Source organism: Pseudoalteromonas sp. AWM4_233 (assembly GCF_056158285.1).
This window is the reverse complement of the sequence record NZ_JBSWSZ010000001.1, coordinates 291,494-308,731: the sequence shown is the minus strand read 5'-3', so window position 1 is coordinate 308,731 and position 17,238 is coordinate 291,494. Positions and strand designations below refer to the sequence as shown.

The window sequence follows — 17,238 nt, the reverse complement described above, 5'->3', positions numbered from 1 at the left end:
TTTTTTAAAATCAATTTGTATTAAGCTTTCGCAAGCTCCATACCTGGTGCAGGCATATGAATTGGCTCTTCAAATGTCGCCCATTCCCACGCTGATTCAGTCGCCATAATTTGACGTAACAGTTTGTTATTTAAACCGTGGCCTGACTTGTAACAGGTGATTTTACCTAGAATGTTATGGCCAGCCATAAACATATCACCCACACAATCTAAGATCTTGTGTTTTACAAACTCATCATCGTATCGTAAGCCGTTCGGGTTAAGTACTTTGTACTCATCTAAAACAACCGCGTTATCCATGCTACCACCTAGTGCTAGGTTGTTGGCATGCATATATTCGATGTCTTTCATAAAACCAAACGTACGTGCGCGACTAATTTCTTCAGTAAAACTCTGTGCCGTAATATCAAGACCGATACGCTGACGGCTGTCATTGATTGCTGGGTGATCAAAGTCAATTTCAAAATCAATGTGAAACCCATCGTAAGGGGTAATTTCAGCCCACTTATCGCCGTCTTCAACACGCACAGTTTCTTTAATACGAATAAAACGTTTAGCAACTTGTTGTTCTTTGATACCGCCTTTTTGTAATAAATAAATGAACGGTAATGCACTGCCGTCCATAATCGGTACTTCAGCACTATCTAATTCAACAACAAGGTTATCAATACCCAGTGCAGCAACAGCGGCAATCAGATGCTCAGTGGTCGATAAGCGCACACCATCTTTGTTAGTTAAACATGTACATAACTGTGTGTCGCCAACAGCTTCTGGTGTAGTTTCAAAATCAACAACAGGATCAAGGTCGACACGACGGAATACAACACCGGTATTCTCGCTCGCTGGTCGGAGAGTAATGGTAACCTTTTCACCTTTATGTAGACCGACACCTGTCGCTTTAACAACTTCAGCAATTGTACGTTGTCTAATCATAACTTCGCCTATTCATGTCACTTGGACCGCGGATTATATCACAGATACGACCAGCTGCCAATCGTTTAATATGTAACCAGTTTGTTAGTCAGACTGTTTACGTAAAAAGGCTGGAATATCAAAGTAATCGCCTTTTTCAGTCTCACCAGATGCTGCTGGTTTACTCTCAGGAGCCGGAGTCTTAGGAGCTTGAGTACCTTGACTCTGTGTTTGCTCCGGTGCACTTGTCGGCTGCTCAGTGCTCGTTTGCGTAAAGCTTGGTACAAACATACCTGGCTGGCTTGACGCCGGCGCAGCTGTTTGTGCATCACTGCCCGAAACCTGCTGCATACCGTTATCAATAATGCCAAACTGAGGACGACGGTCGCCACCTAAACCAGTTGCAACAACAGTTACACGCAGCTCATCACTCATTTCTGGGTCGATTACTGCGCCCACTACCACAGTCGCGTTTTCAGACGCTAAGGCCTTAACATGGTTACCAACCACTTCAAACTCTTCGATGGTGATATCCATACCTGCTGTGATATTAACCAAAATACCTTTTGCACCAGTTAAATCGACGTCTTCTAATAGTGGGCTTGAGATAGCCGCTTCTGCAGCTTCTTGCGCACGATCTGGACCAGACGCTGACGCTGTCCCCATCATTGCAGTGCCCATTGCCGACATAACTGTACGTACGTCTGCAAAGTCAACGTTGATAAGACCTGAACGGGTAATAAGTTCAGCGATACCTTGAACCGCACCGTATAGTACATCGTTCGCTTTCGCGAATGCGTCTAACAGTGTAGTGCCTTTACCTAAAACCTTAAGTAATTTGTTGTTAGGAATTGTAATAAGTGAATCTACAATTTCTGACAACTCACCGATACCTTGATCAGCCGCAGCCATACGCTTTTTACCTTCAAGGTCAAATGGGCGTGTTACCACTGCTACAGTCAAAATACCTAAATCTTTTGCTACGCGCGCAACAACAGGTGCTGCACCCGTGCCTGTACCGCCGCCCATACCGGCTGCGATAAAGACCATGTCTGCGCCATCTAACGCTTCTTTGATCGTTTCAATATCTTCTTCCGCAGACTTACGGCCAACTTCTGGGTTTGCACCCGCACCTAGACCAGATGTAATTTGCGTACCTAATTGTACAGTTACATCTGCAGATGATTTACGTAGCGCTTGCGCATCTGTGTTAGCAGCAATAAATCGCACACCTTCGATTTCTTGTTTTACCATGTGCTCAACAGCGTTACCGCCGCCGCCGCCAACACCAATCACTTTGATCACAGCTTCTTCGCTGTGTTGTTCCATAATATCAAACATCATTCACTCTCCGACTCGAGTTTAAAACTCACCTTGGAACCACTTTGAAACGCGGCTCCACCAACTCACGTCCGCATCTACTCTCGACTTTTGTGCATTAACCGAATGTAGAGAACGACCGTATTGTAACAAACCTACGGCTGTTGCATATGCAGGATCGTCAACATAATCTGTTAAACCTGTGATATTTACAGGTTTACCTATTCTAACTGGCATCTGGCAGATATCTTCAGCCACTTCTAATGCGCCAGCCATCTTTGCAGTACCACCTGTTACGACTAAACCTGCGGCAATTTGATCTTCAAAACCAGAACGACGAATTTCTTCTAACGCCAATTCAAATAATTCTCTGAATCTTGGCTCAACCACTTCTGATAATGTATGGCGCGACATTAATCGCGCTGGACGGCCACCAACACTTGGTACTTCAATGGTTTCTTCACTGCTGGCCATTTGGCTGCTGGCGCAAGCATATTGCACCTTTAGTGACTCAGCGTGTGAGATTGGCGTCCTGAAAATTTTTGCGATGTCACCAGTAACTTGGTTACCAGCTACAGGGATCACTGCTGTATGGCGCAATGCACCATTGACATAAATGGCTAAGTCCATGGTACCGCCACCAATATCAAGTACTGCGACGCCTAACTCTTTTTCATCATCGGTTAAAACCGCATAGCTTGATGCCAATGCGCCAAACGTTAATTGGTCCACCTGAAGACCGCAACGCTCAACACACTTCTCAATGTTTTTAGCCATATCATTTGAACAGGTGATGATATGGGCTTTTGCTTCCATACGCACACCACTCATGCCAAGTGGGTTTTTAATGCCCTCTTGCATATCGATGCTATATTCTTGCGCCAATGAATGAAGCATTTTGCGCTCTGCAGAAATAGGCACCGAACGGGCAATATGCATCACATTGTCCATATCGTCTTCTGTCACTTCTGCGTTATTAATCGCAACAACACCACTCTCGTTTTGACACTGAATATGCTTACCTGAAATACCAAGGTAAACTGAACCTATTCGGCAATCAGCCATTAATTCGGCTTCGTCGACTGCGCGGCGAATGGAATCAGAAACTAGGTTGAGATCGTTTACTCCCCCTTTATCCATTCCATGAGATTCCTGACACCCCACGCCAACGATACTGAGCTGATTGTCTGCTGTTATCTCACCTACAGTTGCTACCACTTTTGAAGTACCAACATCGAGGCCGATTACTAAGTTTCTTTCTACTGACTTAGTCATGCTTCACTCTTATTTTGTTGTTCTGTTTGTGCTGGAAACTTCCAGCTCACCGCAAGGCCGGTGTCATACCTTAAATCTACCGTATCAAGTACACCACCTTCTGGGATTTGCATACTCGGATACACGTCTATAAATCTTTGTACTCGTTTGGCTTTTTCTTCACGCCCGAGGTTAAGCCGCACGCCATCTTCAAGCCATAATTGCCAAGCAAAACGCTCAGAAAGGGCCAAACTCACCAAATTAAAATCGTTTACTGCCAGCATATCTTTAAACTGTAAGAATGCTTGCCAAGCCTCTAGCTCACTGCCTTCCGGCCCGTATAGCTGGGGCAAGTAAGCCTGTAAGGCTTCGTTGTCTGCCTGAAACACTTGGCCTTTGGCATTTAATAACAAGTCGCTGTTCCAAATAGCCACGGGTTTGTGCTCAACAATGTAAACCTGTAATTCGTCAGGCCATTGTTTTCTCACCGATACCGTTGCGACCCAAGGTAAATCCTGCACCGAACGCTGTACTGCTTTCACATTCAGTTGAAAGTAACTACTTAAATCAACCTGTTTAATAGCAGCAACGACCTCTTTGTCAGTGGTGTATTTAGGTTTGCCTAACACCACTATTTTCTTTATTTGTGCATCTTGGTTTTCAACTAGCCAATCAGAGATCCAATATCCGCCACGAATAAGAAGACCAGTAACCAATACGAAAAAGCCCACGCTCAATATTTTTTGCCAATTGAGCTGTGAATTAACTATTTGAGCTTTCTCAAAAAGAGCACGCATATTAAAGCGTTTGCTCCAAAATGCGAACAACTAATTGCTCAAAAGTTACGCCAACCGCTTTGGCCGCCATTGGCACCAAAGATTTCTCCGTCATGCCTGGCACAGTATTCACTTCTAATAAGTAAAATTGGCCATTTTCATCTTGCATTGCATCAACGCGACCCCAACCTTGCGCACCAACTAAAGCAAAAGCATGCGTCGCCATAATTTGTAATTGCTGCGTATGTGCGTCACTCAATGCTGCTGGGCAATGGTATTCAGTACTATTTACTTTGTATTTGGCTTCATAGTCATAAAAACCACGCGGGGTCACCATTTCAATAACAGGTAATGCTTCATTACCTAACATGGCAACAGTAAACTCACGGCCGGTGATCCACTGCTCAACTAAAACCTGGTCGTCATACTTAAAGGCATTATTTAAGGCATCGGTTAATTGCTCTGCCGTTTCGGCTTGAGCCATACCAATGCTTGAGCCTTCATGGCTTGGCTTCACCATGACTTTGCCAAACTCATTGATGATGTTGGCTGCATCAAAGCCCGCTTTCGCATCAACAACCACAAATGCCGCAGTGCTTAATTGTGCTGACTGGAACAGCTGCTTACAGCGAATTTTATCCATTGCCAAAGCACTGCCTAATACGCCACTGCCAGTGTAAGGAATACCCATAAATTCAAGCGCACCTTGGATGGTACCATCTTCACCACCACGTCCGTGCAAAGCGATAAATACACGATCAACGCCTGCGGTTTGTAACTCTGAAAGCGCACGTTCAGCAGGATCAAACGCAAACGCATCAACGCCAGCTGCAATCAGTGCATTCAACACCGCATTACCTGAGTTTAATGACACTTCACGTTCAGCAGACGTTCCGCCTAGTAATACTGCTACTTTACCAAACTGTTTCATGATTCACCTTTTAACGCAGCGAGTGACATCTCTGTTGCTGCCAACTTCTTAACGATTTGACCAATGTTGCCGGCACCTTGCGTGATCACAAGGTCGCTGTCTTGTAAAACATTCGAAAGAACTTTGCCCAACTCTTCATTGTCTGCAACATGAATTGGCTCAACACCTCTTTGGCGTAAACTTCTGCATAAGCTCTTACTATCAGCACCTACAATTGGGGCTTCGCCAGCACTGTATACATCTAACAAAATAAGTTGATCAACTTTAGAAAGTACTTTGACAAAATCTTCATATAAATCACGAGTACGTGTAAAACGATGCGGCTGATAAATCATCACTAATCGACGCTCAGGCCAGCCTGTTTTTGCTGCCTCAATGGTGACATCAACTTCTGATGGGTGGTGACCATAATCATCAACCAGCATCACATTACCTTGTTCATTATCAAATGTGCCGTAATGTTGGAAACGACGACCAATGCCTTCAAACTCAGTAAGCGCGGCTAAGATCGCAGCGTTGCTGATATTGTGATCTTTCGCCACGGCAATTGCCGCAGTCGCATTCAGCGCGTTGTGTTTACCCGGCATATTTAAATGCACCGCGATCTCTTCGCCTGACTTAGTCACCACTTTAAACTCGCTGCTATTTACCGTTTGCTTGAAGTCCACTAAGCGATAGTCTGCCGCTTCATGCTCACCATAAGTAATAGTCGGGCGTGCAAAACGAGGAATAAGCTCAGCGGCAACGTCTGAATCGATACACACCACAGCCAGACCATAAAACGGTAAGTTATGGATGAACTCGACATAAGTGTCTTTCATCTTCTCGAAGTCACCTTCGTAGGTATCCATATGATCCGCTTCGATATTGGTGACAACCGATACCATTGGCTGTAGATGCAAGAAAGAAGCATCACTTTCATCGGCTTCAGCGATTAAATAATCACTGGTCCCTAACTTAGCATTGGTACCCGCGCTATTTAATAAGCCGCCGATGACAAACGTAGGGTCAAGTTCTGCTTTAGCAAAAATACTGGCGATCAAACTGGTTGTCGTTGTTTTACCATGCGTTCCAGCAATGGCAATACCATGACGATAGCGCATGAGCTCAGCCAACATTTCAGCACGACGAGCAATTGGAATGCGTGCCGCTTTAGCTGCTTTTATCTCAGGGTTATTGACATCAATCGCTGTCGACACCACAACCACATTGGCATCTTTAATATTATTTTCGTGATGACCAATGAATACTTCTGCGCCCGCTTTAATCAAACGCTCTGTCATCGCGTTTTGAGCTATATCTGAGCCTGTTATACGATAACCTTCATAGGCCAGTACCTCGGCAATACCGCCCATACCAGCACCACCAATACCGATAAAATGTATGGTATTGATACGTCTCATTGCTCTTCGATTATTCGCTTCGTTCACTTGCGTCTCTTTCTCTAAATTCATTTATTTTGCCAACTCACCACACACCTTCGCGACGCGTTCGGTGGCATCAAATTTCGCCAACTGCTTTGCTTTATCAGCAATCTCAGACAATAAACTTGGCTGTTCAAAATACGGTGTTAATAACTCAACTAATCGCTCAGTTGTAAAATCATGTTGCGGCATCAGTAAGCCGCCTTGTTGATCGACTAAATAGCGAGCATTTGCTGTTTGATGGTCGTCAACCGCATGTGGTAATGGCACAAACAAAGCTGCTTTTCCTGCTGCAGCCACTTCACTGACAGTTAAAGCTCCCGCGCGACAGATCACTAAATCAGCCCATGCATAGGCTGCATCCATATCGTGAATAAATTCATCAACTTGTGCATCAAATTCGCGACCAACATAAGCACTTTTGAGTTTATCTTGGTTATTTCGCCCACTTTGATGGCGTACACTCAACGAAAAGTCTTTTGCCAATGTCGAAAATACCTCTGGCAAACGCTCGTTTAAAACTTGCGCGCCCAACGAACCGCCAACAACTAGCACATTCAATTGTTCAGTCTGTGACTTTTTAGTAATTGAACTGACACTGGCTCGAACCGGATTGCCAACCACTTCAGCGTTATTTTCAAAGGCATTAGGAAAGGCTGCCAATACTTGATTAGCGACTTTTGCCAAAAGCTTATTACTAAACCCAGCCACTGCATTCTGCTCGTGAATCACCAAAGGCACACCAGATAATTTTGCGGCAATACCAACAGGGCCCGTGACGTATCCGCCCATGGCTAAGATCACCGCAGGCTTGCGCTGTTTGATAATTTTCTTCGCTGCTAAAATGGCTTTTAGCACCATAAATGGCGCTTTGAGTAAACGAGTTATCCCGTTACCACGCACCCCTTGCACTTCGACAAAATCAATCTCGAAACCGTGCTTTGGCACTAATTGCGCTTCCATTCTGTCGGCAGTGCCTACCCAAGACACTGTCCAACCTTGTTGCTGCATATGCTCTGCAACCGCGATGCCTGGGAAAATATGACCGCCCGTACCACCGGCGACCACCATTAAATGCTTATTCACTGTCATCGTCGCCCACTCCTCGCCGTTGCTTGTCGGCTCGATAACTTGGTTTCAAAATCAATACGCTGCAGCACACCCGCTGCAATAACCATAATTAAAAAGCTCGAGCCGCCGTAAGATACAAACGGCAAAGTTAAGCCTTTAGTTGGCAAAATGCCGGCACTTGCTCCAATGTTCACCATGGTTTGGAACGCAAACCAAATACCAATGGCCAGGGCAAAATAGCCTTCATATTCTTTACCATGCTTTAATGCTTTCTGGCCGATTAATAAGGCTCTAAATACCAAAACACCGAGCAAGAGTAAGATACTGGTTACACCAACAAAACCTAACTCTTCTGCGATAACCGCAAAAATAAAGTCATTGTGTGCTTCGGGTAGATACTGCAACTTCTGCACACTATTACCTAAACCTTGGCCAAACCAACCCCCTTGGCTATAAGCCATTAAAGACTGGACCAATTGATAGCCTGCACCAAATGGATCATCCCAAGGGTCTAAAAAGCCAGTAACACGTCGCCAGCGGTAAGGTTCGAACACGATGAGTACCACTATCAAGCCGATCCCCGTTAAGATCAGCATAAAAAACTGCCATAACTTAGCGCCCGCCAAAAATAGCAAACCCACCGTCGTAACGAACATCACCACCACGGTGCCTAAATCAGGTTGCTTCAAAATAAGCAATGCATAAACCGCGAATACTGCAATGGGCTTAGCAAAGCCTTTTAAGTTTTCTTGAACTTCTTCACGCTTACGAACCAAGTAACCGGCAATGTAACTAAAAAAGTAAAGCTTGGCGGCTTCAGCCACTTGAAAACCTATCGGCCCAATGGGGATCCAACGTTTCGAGCCATTCACCTCTCGGCCAACGACTAAAACTAGACACAATAAAAATAAGCCGAAGAATAATAAATACGGGTTGCACTTTTTCCACCAACTCATTGGCACGCTGGTGCTGAACCAAAAGAGCACAAAACCAAGTCCTAAGAAAACCCCATGACGCATCGCTATACCATAAGGATTATTATAAAGTCGTTCAGCCACTGGCATAGAAGCACTGGTTACCATCACAAAACCAATGCCAATAAGGCACAGCATGGCGTACATCAAAGGCACATCAAAAAGTGCATTTGACTGTTTTGGTGTGAGTTGCATTCTTAGCTCAGCGAACGTCATCATGGCGCTAACTCCGCTACGGCTGTACAAAAAGCTTCGCCGCGAATCATATAATTTGGGAACATATCAATGCTCGCACAGGCTGGTGCTAGTAAGACAGCATCACCGTTTTGTGCCAGTGACTGCGCCTTTAAAATGGCGTGTTGTAAATCAGCAACAAGGTGACTTTGCTCATGTAATGGCAAAAACTTTGCACCATCTTGACCAAAACAAATCACGGCTCGACACGCTGCTTGCAAAGGCTCACTTAAAGGCGATAAATCAGCGCCTTTAGCATCACCACCGGCAATAAGCACGATTTTGTTTACATCATCTTTTAAACTTTCAAGTGCAGCGACCGTCGCACCGACATTGGTTGCTTTAGAATCATTGAAGTATTTAACTCCCGCTACATCAGCCACTAACTGACAACGATGTGCCAGGCCTGTGAAGTTTTTAAATGCTGCTGCAAATGCCGCTTTATCAATGTTAAAAGGCTCAAGCAATGCCATTACAGCCAACGCATTAAATTGGTTGTGTTTACCCACCATAATCAAACTAGAGACAGGCAAAACTGGCTGCTGATGTGCAGCGAAATACAAATCACCATCATGAGTCTGCAGGCAATAATCTGCTTGCGCTAATGCCACACTCACACCGACACCTGCATTGGCCAATGTATTGTTATCTATGGCGTTAAATACGACATGCTTGGCATGTTGATAAATTCGCTGTTTTGCTTGGCAATAGGCGGCGAAATCAGGATAACGATCCATATGATCTTCAGTGACATTTAAGATCATGGCACTGGTACACACTAGACTTTGCGTGGTTTCGAGCTGGAAGCTCGATAACTCTAAGACAAACACATCAAAGTCTTGTTCAAGAAGGTCGAGCGCTGCGGTACCAATATTGCCACCCAATCCCACTTTGTAACCGGCTTGGGTAAACACTTCGGTGGCAAGACTGACCACCGTCGATTTGCCATTTGAGCCAGTTACCGCGATGACAGGTTTCGTGTTCAACCGAGCAAACAGCTCAATGTCACCAATCACTTCAACGCCTTGTGCTATCGCCTCAGCAACACTTTGCTCAAATAACGCAATGCCAGGGCTGATAATGATTAATTCAGCGCTCGGTAAACTCGCCTGTGCCAGCGAACCAAACACCGCTTCACAGTCAGGCGCATTATCGGCAAGCCATTGCGAACCCGGCGGTACAGAGCGGCTGTCGACCACGCGTGGCGTAATACCGTGAGACAGTAAAAAACGCACAATGCCCAGACCGGTAATTCCCAGCCCGAGCACAGTAATGTTTTTATTTTTTAACTCGTTTAAATACTGCATTTATCTGATCTTCAGCGTTGCCAATCCAGCGAGTACTAATACAATCGAAATGATCCAAAAGCGCACGATCACACGCGGCTCCGGCCAACCTTTTAATTCATAGTGATGGTGGATCGGTGCCATTCTAAAAATACGCTGACCACGCAGTTTGTATGAACCGACCTGCAAAATGACCGACAGCGCCTCCATCACAAACACACCACCCATAATCAACAGCACAAGCTCTTGACGTACTAAAATCGCGATAATACCCAACGCACCACCCAGCGCTAATGAACCTACATCACCCATAAAGACTTGTGCAGGATAGGTGTTAAACCATAAGAACCCTAGGCCCGCACCAACAATGGCGGTACACACTACGACCAGCTCACTGGCCAGTGGTAAATGCGGTAAATGTAAGTACTCCGAAAAATTTGCGTTACCAGTTAAATAGGCAATAATCGCAAGGGCTGATGCCACTAAAATAGTCGGAACTATCGCCAAGCCATCGAGACCATCGGTGAGGTTTACAGCATTAGATGTACCAACAATCACAAAATAACTCATAACCAAATAGAAAATACCAAGTTGCGGCATCACTTCTTTTAAGAAAGGGACGACTAATACAGTTTCATTTGGGTCCAGTGAAGTGAAATATAAGAAGCTCGCCACAGTCATGGCAATCACTGACTGCCAGAAATATTTCCAACGAGCGATTAGGCCTTTTGAATCTTTGCGGATCACTTTGCGATAGTCGTCAACAAAACCAACGACGCCCAAGCTACCTAAAACAAATAGCGTCACCCACACGTATTTATTGCTTAAGTCGCCCCACATTAAAGTGCTGGTAAAAATGGCACCTAAGATCAACACCCCACCCATGGTCGGCGTACCAGATTTAGATAAATGTGATTCAGGACCATCATCACGTACCGTTTGGCCAATTTGCATGCGCTGAAGAGCGCGGATCAAAATCGGACCGAAATAAAGCGATAACAATAATGCCGTTAAAATACCTAAAATCGCACGCAGCGTTAGGTAAGAAAAGACGTTAAAGCCACTGTAATACTGGGTTAAATATTCAGCCAACCACACTAACATGCTGATACTCCATCTGTGGCTGCTTGTTCACCACTTGTTGTTATTAATTCTTCTACTAGTAATTCCATACGCGCACTGCGAGAGCCTTTTACTATCACAGTACATGGACCATTTTGCGCCGCTAAAGTTTGATTAATTGCGGCCAATAAATGCGGACGCGTTGAAAAGTGTCTATCGGCAATTTCAAATACATCACTGCTATAACGGCTCAGTACCCCTAAAGTAAATAACGCATCGATACCTTGCTGCTTGGCATATTCACCGACTTCTTGATGATACTCACGAGCATGTTCGCCAAGCTCCCCCATATCACCTAAGGCAAATACTTTATAGCCCGGCATTTTAGTCAATAAATCGATTGCCGCTTTGACCGAGCGCACATTGGCATTATAGGTATCGTCAATCACGGTTAAATTTTCGTTGACCTTAATAAGGTTCACACGACCTTTAACTGCGCTCATGCTTTCAAGCGCCGCTGCCACTTCATGTAAGCTAGCGCCAAGCTCAGTTGTCAGGGCCGCTGCAATTAAAGCATTGGTGACATTGTGCTCGCCCGGTAACGCCAGCGTCACAGGTACTTTTTGTTCACCATCACAAAGCAAGAAGCTGGCGTGAGCGGTGTCGTTTAGCGTGACTTGTTCAGCCCAAATATCGAGCTGTTCATGGCTGGCAATGCGTTTGATGCGCTTATCAAACATGCTGCTATCCCACATCTGGCGAAATTCAGGATTAATATCGCAATTAAAAACGGCACAGCCATCTGCTTTTAAGCCAGAGAAAATCTCGCCTTTGGCCTGCGCCACGCCTTCAATTGAACCAAAACCTTCAATGTGTGCAGGTGCAACATTACAAATGGCAGCCACGTCTGGCTTAGTCATTTGCGTGGTATAAGCAATCTCACCAATATGGTTTGCACCAAGTTCAATCACCGCATACTCGTCGTCTTCCGACAAACGAATTAACGTCAGCGGAACACCAATGTCATTGTTAAAATTGCCATTGGTTGCCAGTACTTTGCCTTTTTGTGACAAAATCGCTGCGCACATTTCTTTTACTGTGGTTTTGCCCACACTACCCGTAATAGCAATGGTTTTTGGCGCGACTTGTGCCATTACGGCAGCACCGATATGCCCTAAAGCTAAGCGTGTATCGGCTACCACAAACTGAGGAATATCGCATTCCACTGGTTTGTCGACAATCGCTGCTATGGCGCCTTTTTCATACGCTTGCTGGACGAATTTATGTCCGTCAAAATTTGGTCCTTTCAGCGCTAAAAACACCTCATCATTTTTTATTGTTCTGGTGTCGGTGTTGATATTGCTGACAGATAAATTCTCGCCACAACTTACTGGGGTGTTTAATACGGCTGTAAGCCAAGCAAAATCCATTGTGATCATGCTTTATCCCCTTTTAAAATTTTCATTACCCATGCTCTGTCACAGAAGGTGATCGTTTGATCACCGATAATTTGATAATCTTCGTGTCCCTTGCCAGCTACCAGTACCACGCCTGAAGCAGATGTGTGCTCAACTGCATAGGCAATGGCTTTAGCTCGGTCAGGTTGGCAATAAGCATACTCAGGTTGACTGAGCCCAGCCTTAACGTCTGCGATAATATCGTCGGGATTTTCACTGCGTGGGTTGTCGCTGGTGATCACCAGCTTATCAGCGTTTTGCTCAGCCGCTTGCGCCATCATCGGGCGTTTGCCTTTATCGCGGTCGCCCCCGCAGCCAAATACACAAGTCACTTGCCCGGGTACGTGTTGTTGCAGAGCTTGTAACGCTAACGCCAATGCATCAGGGGTGTGGGCATAATCAACCAAGCAAGTTGGCTTGTCTTCAACCGAAAATGCTTGCATACGACCCGCAACTGGCTCCAGAGAAGAAACCGCATTACACAATGCCCTAAAGTCATACCCTTCAAGCAAGAGTGCCGCTATCGCAGCTGCTAGGTTATAAAGATTAAATTGACCAAATAGCGGTACATTAATGGTCGCTTCACCCCAAGAAGTAAAGAGCGTTGCACGAATACCCGCTTGATGACATTCGACCTCATCAAACCAAACAAACTGAGAAAAACTATGTGCTGTTGGCTTTTTGCCATATACCACTAAATTGCTAAAACTAGATTGTACGATCCAGCTTTGTGAAACTGCATCATCATGATTTAAAACACAGTGTTTTGGCATACAATCTGTAAACAGCAGACGCTTTGCTTCGGCATAACTGTGCATGTCACCGTGATAATCTAAATGGTCACGAGACAGATTGGTAAAAACCGCCGTACTAAATTGTGTTTCTTTTACACGACCTTGAACTAAGCCATGAGATGAAACCTCGATGGCTGCAAGTTGATTATGTTCTTCTAGGGTTGCAAAAATACGTTGTAAATCCACAGCCGACGGTGTGGTATTTTGCAGTGGCGTTAACTCATCTACTTTGCCATAACCTAAAGTACCTACAACCGCAGCCGGCACATCAATGGCATCTGCAAGCGCTGCTATCATGGCTGTCGTCGTTGACTTACCATTGGTACCTGTTACACCAATTACTTTTAAACGTTCGGTCGGACTCTGATAATAAATTTTGGCAATTTCAGCAATGCTCTCAGTCAAATTCTCAACCGGGATCAACAAACCTAAACTGTGATCCAGCGCCGCAAAACTCGTAGCGTCAACCAAGGCACAGCTAGCATCATTGTTAAAAGCCGCCGCAATAAAGTTTTCGCCATTACTTATATGGCCTTTAATAGCAATAAATACATCACCGGTTTTCACTGCTCGGCTATCAAGTTGTAAATCAGCAGTTTGTTTAGGGAGTTCAACTCCTGAATACTCAATGTTTAACGCTGCTAATGTGTGAGATAAATTAAAGCGCATCTTTTTTCTCCGACAAATAAGCAACGCGGCCTTTATCAGGTGCCACATTCAAAATACGTAATGCGTTCGACATGATTTCTGCAAATGCAGGGCCAGCTGTTTGACCACCGTAATAAACATCACCGCCAGGTTCATTGATCATCACCACCACAGCTAAACGTGGGTTCGTAACTGGGGCAACACCGGCAAAATAACCGACATATTCATCACCATATCCACCGGCGACTGCTTTCTCAGAAGTACCGGTTTTACCCGCTGCACGGTAGCCGTCGACTTTGACGTTTGCCGCAGTACCGCCTTTTTCAAATACGGATTCCATCATATCCACAACAGCTTTAACGTCTTCTTCTTTGAATAGACGCTCACCTTCTGGCGGCGTATCTTGCTTTAAGATAGTTAAAGGGCGAGAAATGCCACCTGCGCCAAATGTGGCATACAAACGCGCTACTTGCGCTGTACTCACTGAGACCGCATAGCCGTATGATAAAGTTGCAATTTCAAAATCTGACCAACGACGGTTTGGGTAAAAAAGACCACTACTCTCACCCACCATCATGGTGCCTGTATCTTCACCAAAGCCTACTTTTTGATATAAACCAACGAGATATTCTTTTGGCAGCATTTGACTAATTTTGGCCACGCCCATGTTCGACGATACTTTAAGAATTTCTCTGAGTGTCATTTCACCGTGGTTACGCTCGTCTTTAACTAAGCTGCCACCTAGGCGCATCCAGCCCGGAAAAGTATTGATGGTGTCATCGGCTTCAATCACATCATGATCAAGCCCTGCTAACACAGCCAGCGGCTTAAGAGTTGAGCCGGGCTCAAATAAATCAGTAATGGCGCGATTTCGGCGTTTGTAAGGGTGTGCATCGCGCATATCATTCGGGTTGAAGCTTGGACTGTTTACCATAGCAAGTACTTCACCGGTTTTCACATCCACCACCATGGCAGAGCCTGAAGTCGCTTGATAGCTCAGTACCGCACTTTTTAAGGCTTTATAAGCAATTGCCTGAATACGTAAATCAATGCTGAGTTGAATATCTTCTGGCTCAACACGTTGCTCTTCAGATAATACTTGGATCTCACGACCACGGGCGTCTTTACGAATGGTTCTTTTACCTTCTGCACCTGTAAGGGCATTCTCAAATAGCTTTTCGATGCCTTCGATGCCTTTACCATCAATATTGGTGAAGCCCAACACATGTGCGGTGACTTCGCCACTCGGATAGTAACGTTTTGATTCGTCTAGTAAGTGAATACCGGGCAATTTTAATTGACTGATATAGCTTGCAACTGCGGGCGTGACTTGACGCTTTAAGTAAACAAATCGGCGTGCAGGGTTGTCACGTAAACGTTCATCCACTTCTTCATGATCAATTTGTAATACGTCTGCAAGCTCGCGCCAACGAATATCATTGTCATACCGTACTTGTTTGCGGTATGTCATTTCTTGTTCATTTTCGGCCAGCGCTTTGTGATCTTCTTTGTTTTTTCGCGCGGCACGAATGACTCTTTTGCCAAGCGCTTTATCTAGTGCAAGGGGATCGGCATACACACTCACAACGGGCACACTGACAGCAAGCTCTTTACCATTTCTGTCAAAAATCATACCGCGTTGCACTTTAAGAGTTTCAACACGTACCGTGCGCTTTGCACTTTCTTCACGGGCATGATCGGGCTCAATCACTTGTAAATAGGCAGCACGGGCCATCAAGGTTAAAAACACCATGACTAACACAGTACACACCAGTGCAAAGCGCCAAGTTATGAGTGTTTTTGAGCTATTGGCTTTTGCTTTTTTCATGGCAACACCACCACTTGCTCATCTTTACTGGTTGGGCGCTTCATTTCTAGCTGCGTGGTTGCCACTTCTTCGATGCGCGCATGTTGCGAATAGAATTCTTCTTCAACCAGTAAGTAACGCCATTGCAAGTCCAATTCGTCACGCTCTTGTAAGAGTTTGTCCTGCTGGATCACTTGCTGACGAGATAGATAAGTGACTTGTACAACCCCCAAAGCCGAAGCAAAGATACAAATAAGCAAAAAGCCCGTTAGCTTATTCGCTAAAAGGCCTGCAAATATCTCATTAAACAGCTTAGGCTGTCGGCTTTGTGGTTTATTCATTATAGTTTTTGCGCTACTCGCAATACTGAGCTACGTGATCTTGGGTTAACAGCTATTTCCTCAGCGGTTGGTTTTATGGCTTTGCCCAACGCCTTCAGTGTCAGGTTTTTATTCAACTGTGCTTCCGTTAATGGCAAGCCACGCGGGACAGCCTCACCTTTGCTTTGTTTCTTGATGAACTGCTTAACGATGCGATCTTCCAAAGAGTGAAATGAGATCACTACCAAACGACCGCCCGGCTTTAATACCGATAATGACGCTTGCAGTGCAGTTTGAATTTCTTCTAACTCACTGTTGATGTAAATGCGAATAGCTTGGAAAGTGCGCGTTGCTGGGTGCTTGTGCTTATCTTTCACAGGTACCGCTTCATCAACTAAATCAGCCAACTGCTTAGTGGTAGTGATAGGTGTTTCATCACGCGTTTCAACTATTTTGTGTGCAATACGGCGGCCAAACTTTTCTTCACCGTACTTTTTGATCACAAACGCGATGTCTTCAAGCTCAGCTTCGGCTAACCACTGCGCAGCACTGCGGCCAGACGTGGGATCCATACGCATATCAAGTGGACCATCTTTCATAAAGCTGAAACCGCGATCAGCATCATCCAATTGCGGTGAAGAAACGCCAATATCTAATAAAATGCCATCGACTTGGCCAAGAATTCCGGCTTCTGTGGCGACTTGTTCAATATTTGAGAAACGCGTATGTGCGATATTAAAACGGGTATCGTCAGCAAATTTCTTAGAGGCTTCGATCGCCTGCGGATCTTGATCAATAGCCTGTAAACGACCTTGTTCGCCCAAACGACTTAGAATTTGACCCGAATGGCCGCCTCGGCCAAATGTGCCATCGATATAGGTACCATCGGCTTTGATATCTAACGCGTCTAACGTTTCATTCATCAAAACTGATACATGGGTAAATTGCGCAGTCATGCGTTATGTAAGC

At 45.1% G+C, this 17,238-nt stretch carries 15 protein-coding genes; all 15 read right to left on the bottom strand.

Annotated elements, in window-relative coordinates; translation table 11 throughout:
- Nucleotides 1-20: 20 nt before the first annotated feature.
- Complete coding sequence (gene lpxC, locus ACXAC4_RS01420) at nt 21-932, bottom strand: UDP-3-O-acyl-N-acetylglucosamine deacetylase (protein ID WP_058028665.1); 912 nt, start codon at nt 930-932, stop codon at nt 21-23.
- 84 nt (nt 933-1,016) lie between these two features.
- A complete protein-coding gene (ftsZ, locus tag ACXAC4_RS01415; protein WP_475164020.1) occupies nt 1,017-2,252 on the bottom strand; it encodes a cell division protein FtsZ in 1,236 nt (411 codons plus the stop codon).
- A 21-nt stretch (nt 2,253-2,273) separates the two neighbouring features.
- The gene (ftsA, locus tag ACXAC4_RS01410; protein WP_130255531.1) at nt 2,274-3,506 is read right to left on the bottom strand and encodes a cell division protein FtsA; all 1,233 of its coding nucleotides are present in this window, start codon (nt 3,504-3,506) and stop codon (nt 2,274-2,276) included.
- The gene (locus tag ACXAC4_RS01405; protein ID WP_475158495.1) at nt 3,503-4,282 is read right to left on the bottom strand and encodes a cell division protein FtsQ/DivIB; all 780 of its coding nucleotides are present in this window, start codon (nt 4,280-4,282) and stop codon (nt 3,503-3,505) included. The genes ftsA and ACXAC4_RS01405 overlap by 4 nt, the downstream gene beginning before the upstream one ends.
- A gap of 1 nt (nt 4,283) precedes the next feature.
- Nucleotides 4,284-5,192 carry a D-alanine--D-alanine ligase gene (locus tag ACXAC4_RS01400; RefSeq protein ID WP_475158493.1) on the bottom strand — a complete coding sequence of 303 codons (909 nt, stop codon included), beginning with the start codon at nt 5,190-5,192 and terminating at the stop codon, nt 4,284-4,286.
- Nucleotides 5,189-6,646 (bottom strand): UDP-N-acetylmuramate--L-alanine ligase, encoded by a 1,458-nt coding sequence (gene murC, locus ACXAC4_RS01395; protein ID WP_475158492.1) that lies wholly within the window; start codon nt 6,644-6,646, stop codon nt 5,189-5,191. The genes ACXAC4_RS01400 and murC overlap by 4 nt, the downstream gene beginning before the upstream one ends.
- The gene (gene murG / locus ACXAC4_RS01390) at nt 6,647-7,702 is read right to left on the bottom strand and encodes an undecaprenyldiphospho-muramoylpentapeptide beta-N-acetylglucosaminyltransferase (RefSeq protein WP_475164018.1); all 1,056 of its coding nucleotides are present in this window, start codon (nt 7,700-7,702) and stop codon (nt 6,647-6,649) included.
- A gap of 2 nt (nt 7,703-7,704) precedes the next feature.
- Complete coding sequence (gene ftsW / locus ACXAC4_RS01385; RefSeq protein WP_405127330.1) at nt 7,705-8,877, bottom strand: cell division protein FtsW; 1,173 nt, start codon at nt 8,875-8,877, stop codon at nt 7,705-7,707.
- Nucleotides 8,877-10,202, bottom strand: a complete 1,326-nt coding sequence (gene murD, locus ACXAC4_RS01380) for a UDP-N-acetylmuramoyl-L-alanine--D-glutamate ligase (protein WP_475158491.1) — start codon at nt 10,200-10,202, stop codon at nt 8,877-8,879. Before murD ends, ftsW begins: the two co-directional genes overlap by 1 nt.
- A complete protein-coding gene (mraY, locus tag ACXAC4_RS01375; protein WP_349284718.1) occupies nt 10,203-11,285 on the bottom strand; it encodes a phospho-N-acetylmuramoyl-pentapeptide-transferase in 1,083 nt (360 codons plus the stop codon).
- Nucleotides 11,279-12,682 (bottom strand): UDP-N-acetylmuramoyl-tripeptide--D-alanyl-D-alanine ligase, encoded by a 1,404-nt coding sequence (locus ACXAC4_RS01370; protein WP_475158489.1) that lies wholly within the window; start codon nt 12,680-12,682, stop codon nt 11,279-11,281. The genes mraY and ACXAC4_RS01370 overlap by 7 nt, the downstream gene beginning before the upstream one ends.
- A complete protein-coding gene (locus tag ACXAC4_RS01365) occupies nt 12,679-14,163 on the bottom strand; it encodes a UDP-N-acetylmuramoyl-L-alanyl-D-glutamate--2,6-diaminopimelate ligase (RefSeq protein ID WP_475158488.1) in 1,485 nt (494 codons plus the stop codon). The genes ACXAC4_RS01370 and ACXAC4_RS01365 overlap by 4 nt, the downstream gene beginning before the upstream one ends.
- Nucleotides 14,153-15,970, bottom strand: a complete 1,818-nt coding sequence (locus tag ACXAC4_RS01360) for a peptidoglycan D,D-transpeptidase FtsI family protein (protein WP_475158487.1) — start codon at nt 15,968-15,970, stop codon at nt 14,153-14,155. Before ACXAC4_RS01360 ends, ACXAC4_RS01365 begins: the two co-directional genes overlap by 11 nt.
- Nucleotides 15,967-16,290: a cell division protein FtsL gene (gene ftsL, locus ACXAC4_RS01355; protein ID WP_349284722.1), complete on the bottom strand. Its 324-nt coding sequence runs from the start codon at nt 16,288-16,290 to the stop codon at nt 15,967-15,969. Before ftsL ends, ACXAC4_RS01360 begins: the two co-directional genes overlap by 4 nt.
- Nucleotides 16,290-17,225: a 16S rRNA (cytosine(1402)-N(4))-methyltransferase RsmH gene (rsmH, locus tag ACXAC4_RS01350; protein ID WP_475158484.1), complete on the bottom strand. Its 936-nt coding sequence runs from the start codon at nt 17,223-17,225 to the stop codon at nt 16,290-16,292. The genes ftsL and rsmH overlap by 1 nt, the downstream gene beginning before the upstream one ends.
- Between the last annotated feature and the right edge of the window lie 13 nt (nt 17,226-17,238).

Bases quoted from the DNA above. Each gene is read 5' to 3' on its own strand.
- lpxC (WP_058028665.1), bottom strand. From the start codon at position 932: ATGATTAGACAACGTACAATTGCTGAAGTTGTTAAAGCGACAGGTGTC.
- ftsZ (WP_475164020.1), bottom strand. From the start codon at position 2,252: ATGTTTGATATTATGGAACAACACAGCGAAGAAGCTGTGATCAAAGTG.
- ftsA (WP_130255531.1), bottom strand. From the start codon at position 3,506: ATGACTAAGTCAGTAGAAAGAAACTTAGTAATCGGCCTCGATGTTGGT.
- ACXAC4_RS01405 (WP_475158495.1), bottom strand. From the start codon at position 4,282: ATGCGTGCTCTTTTTGAGAAAGCTCAAATAGTTAATTCACAGCTCAAT.
- ACXAC4_RS01400 (WP_475158493.1), bottom strand. From the start codon at position 5,192: ATGAAACAGTTTGGTAAAGTAGCAGTATTACTAGGCGGAACGTCTGCT.
- murC (WP_475158492.1), bottom strand. From the start codon at position 6,646: ATGAATTTAGAGAAAGAGACGCAAGTGAACGAAGCGAATAATCGAAGA.
- ftsW (WP_405127330.1), bottom strand. From the start codon at position 8,877: ATGACGTTCGCTGAGCTAAGAATGCAACTCACACCAAAACAGTCAAAT.
- murD (WP_475158491.1), bottom strand. From the start codon at position 10,202: ATGCAGTATTTAAACGAGTTAAAAAATAAAAACATTACTGTGCTCGGG.
- mraY (WP_349284718.1), bottom strand. From the start codon at position 11,285: ATGTTAGTGTGGTTGGCTGAATATTTAACCCAGTATTACAGTGGCTTT.
- ACXAC4_RS01370 (WP_475158489.1), bottom strand. From the start codon at position 12,682: ATGATCACAATGGATTTTGCTTGGCTTACAGCCGTATTAAACACCCCA.
- ACXAC4_RS01365 (WP_475158488.1), bottom strand. From the start codon at position 14,163: ATGCGCTTTAATTTATCTCACACATTAGCAGCGTTAAACATTGAGTAT.
- ACXAC4_RS01360 (WP_475158487.1), bottom strand. From the start codon at position 15,970: ATGAAAAAAGCAAAAGCCAATAGCTCAAAAACACTCATAACTTGGCGC.
- ftsL (WP_349284722.1), bottom strand. From the start codon at position 16,290: ATGAATAAACCACAAAGCCGACAGCCTAAGCTGTTTAATGAGATATTT.
- rsmH (WP_475158484.1), bottom strand. From the start codon at position 17,225: ATGACTGCGCAATTTACCCATGTATCAGTTTTGATGAATGAAACGTTA.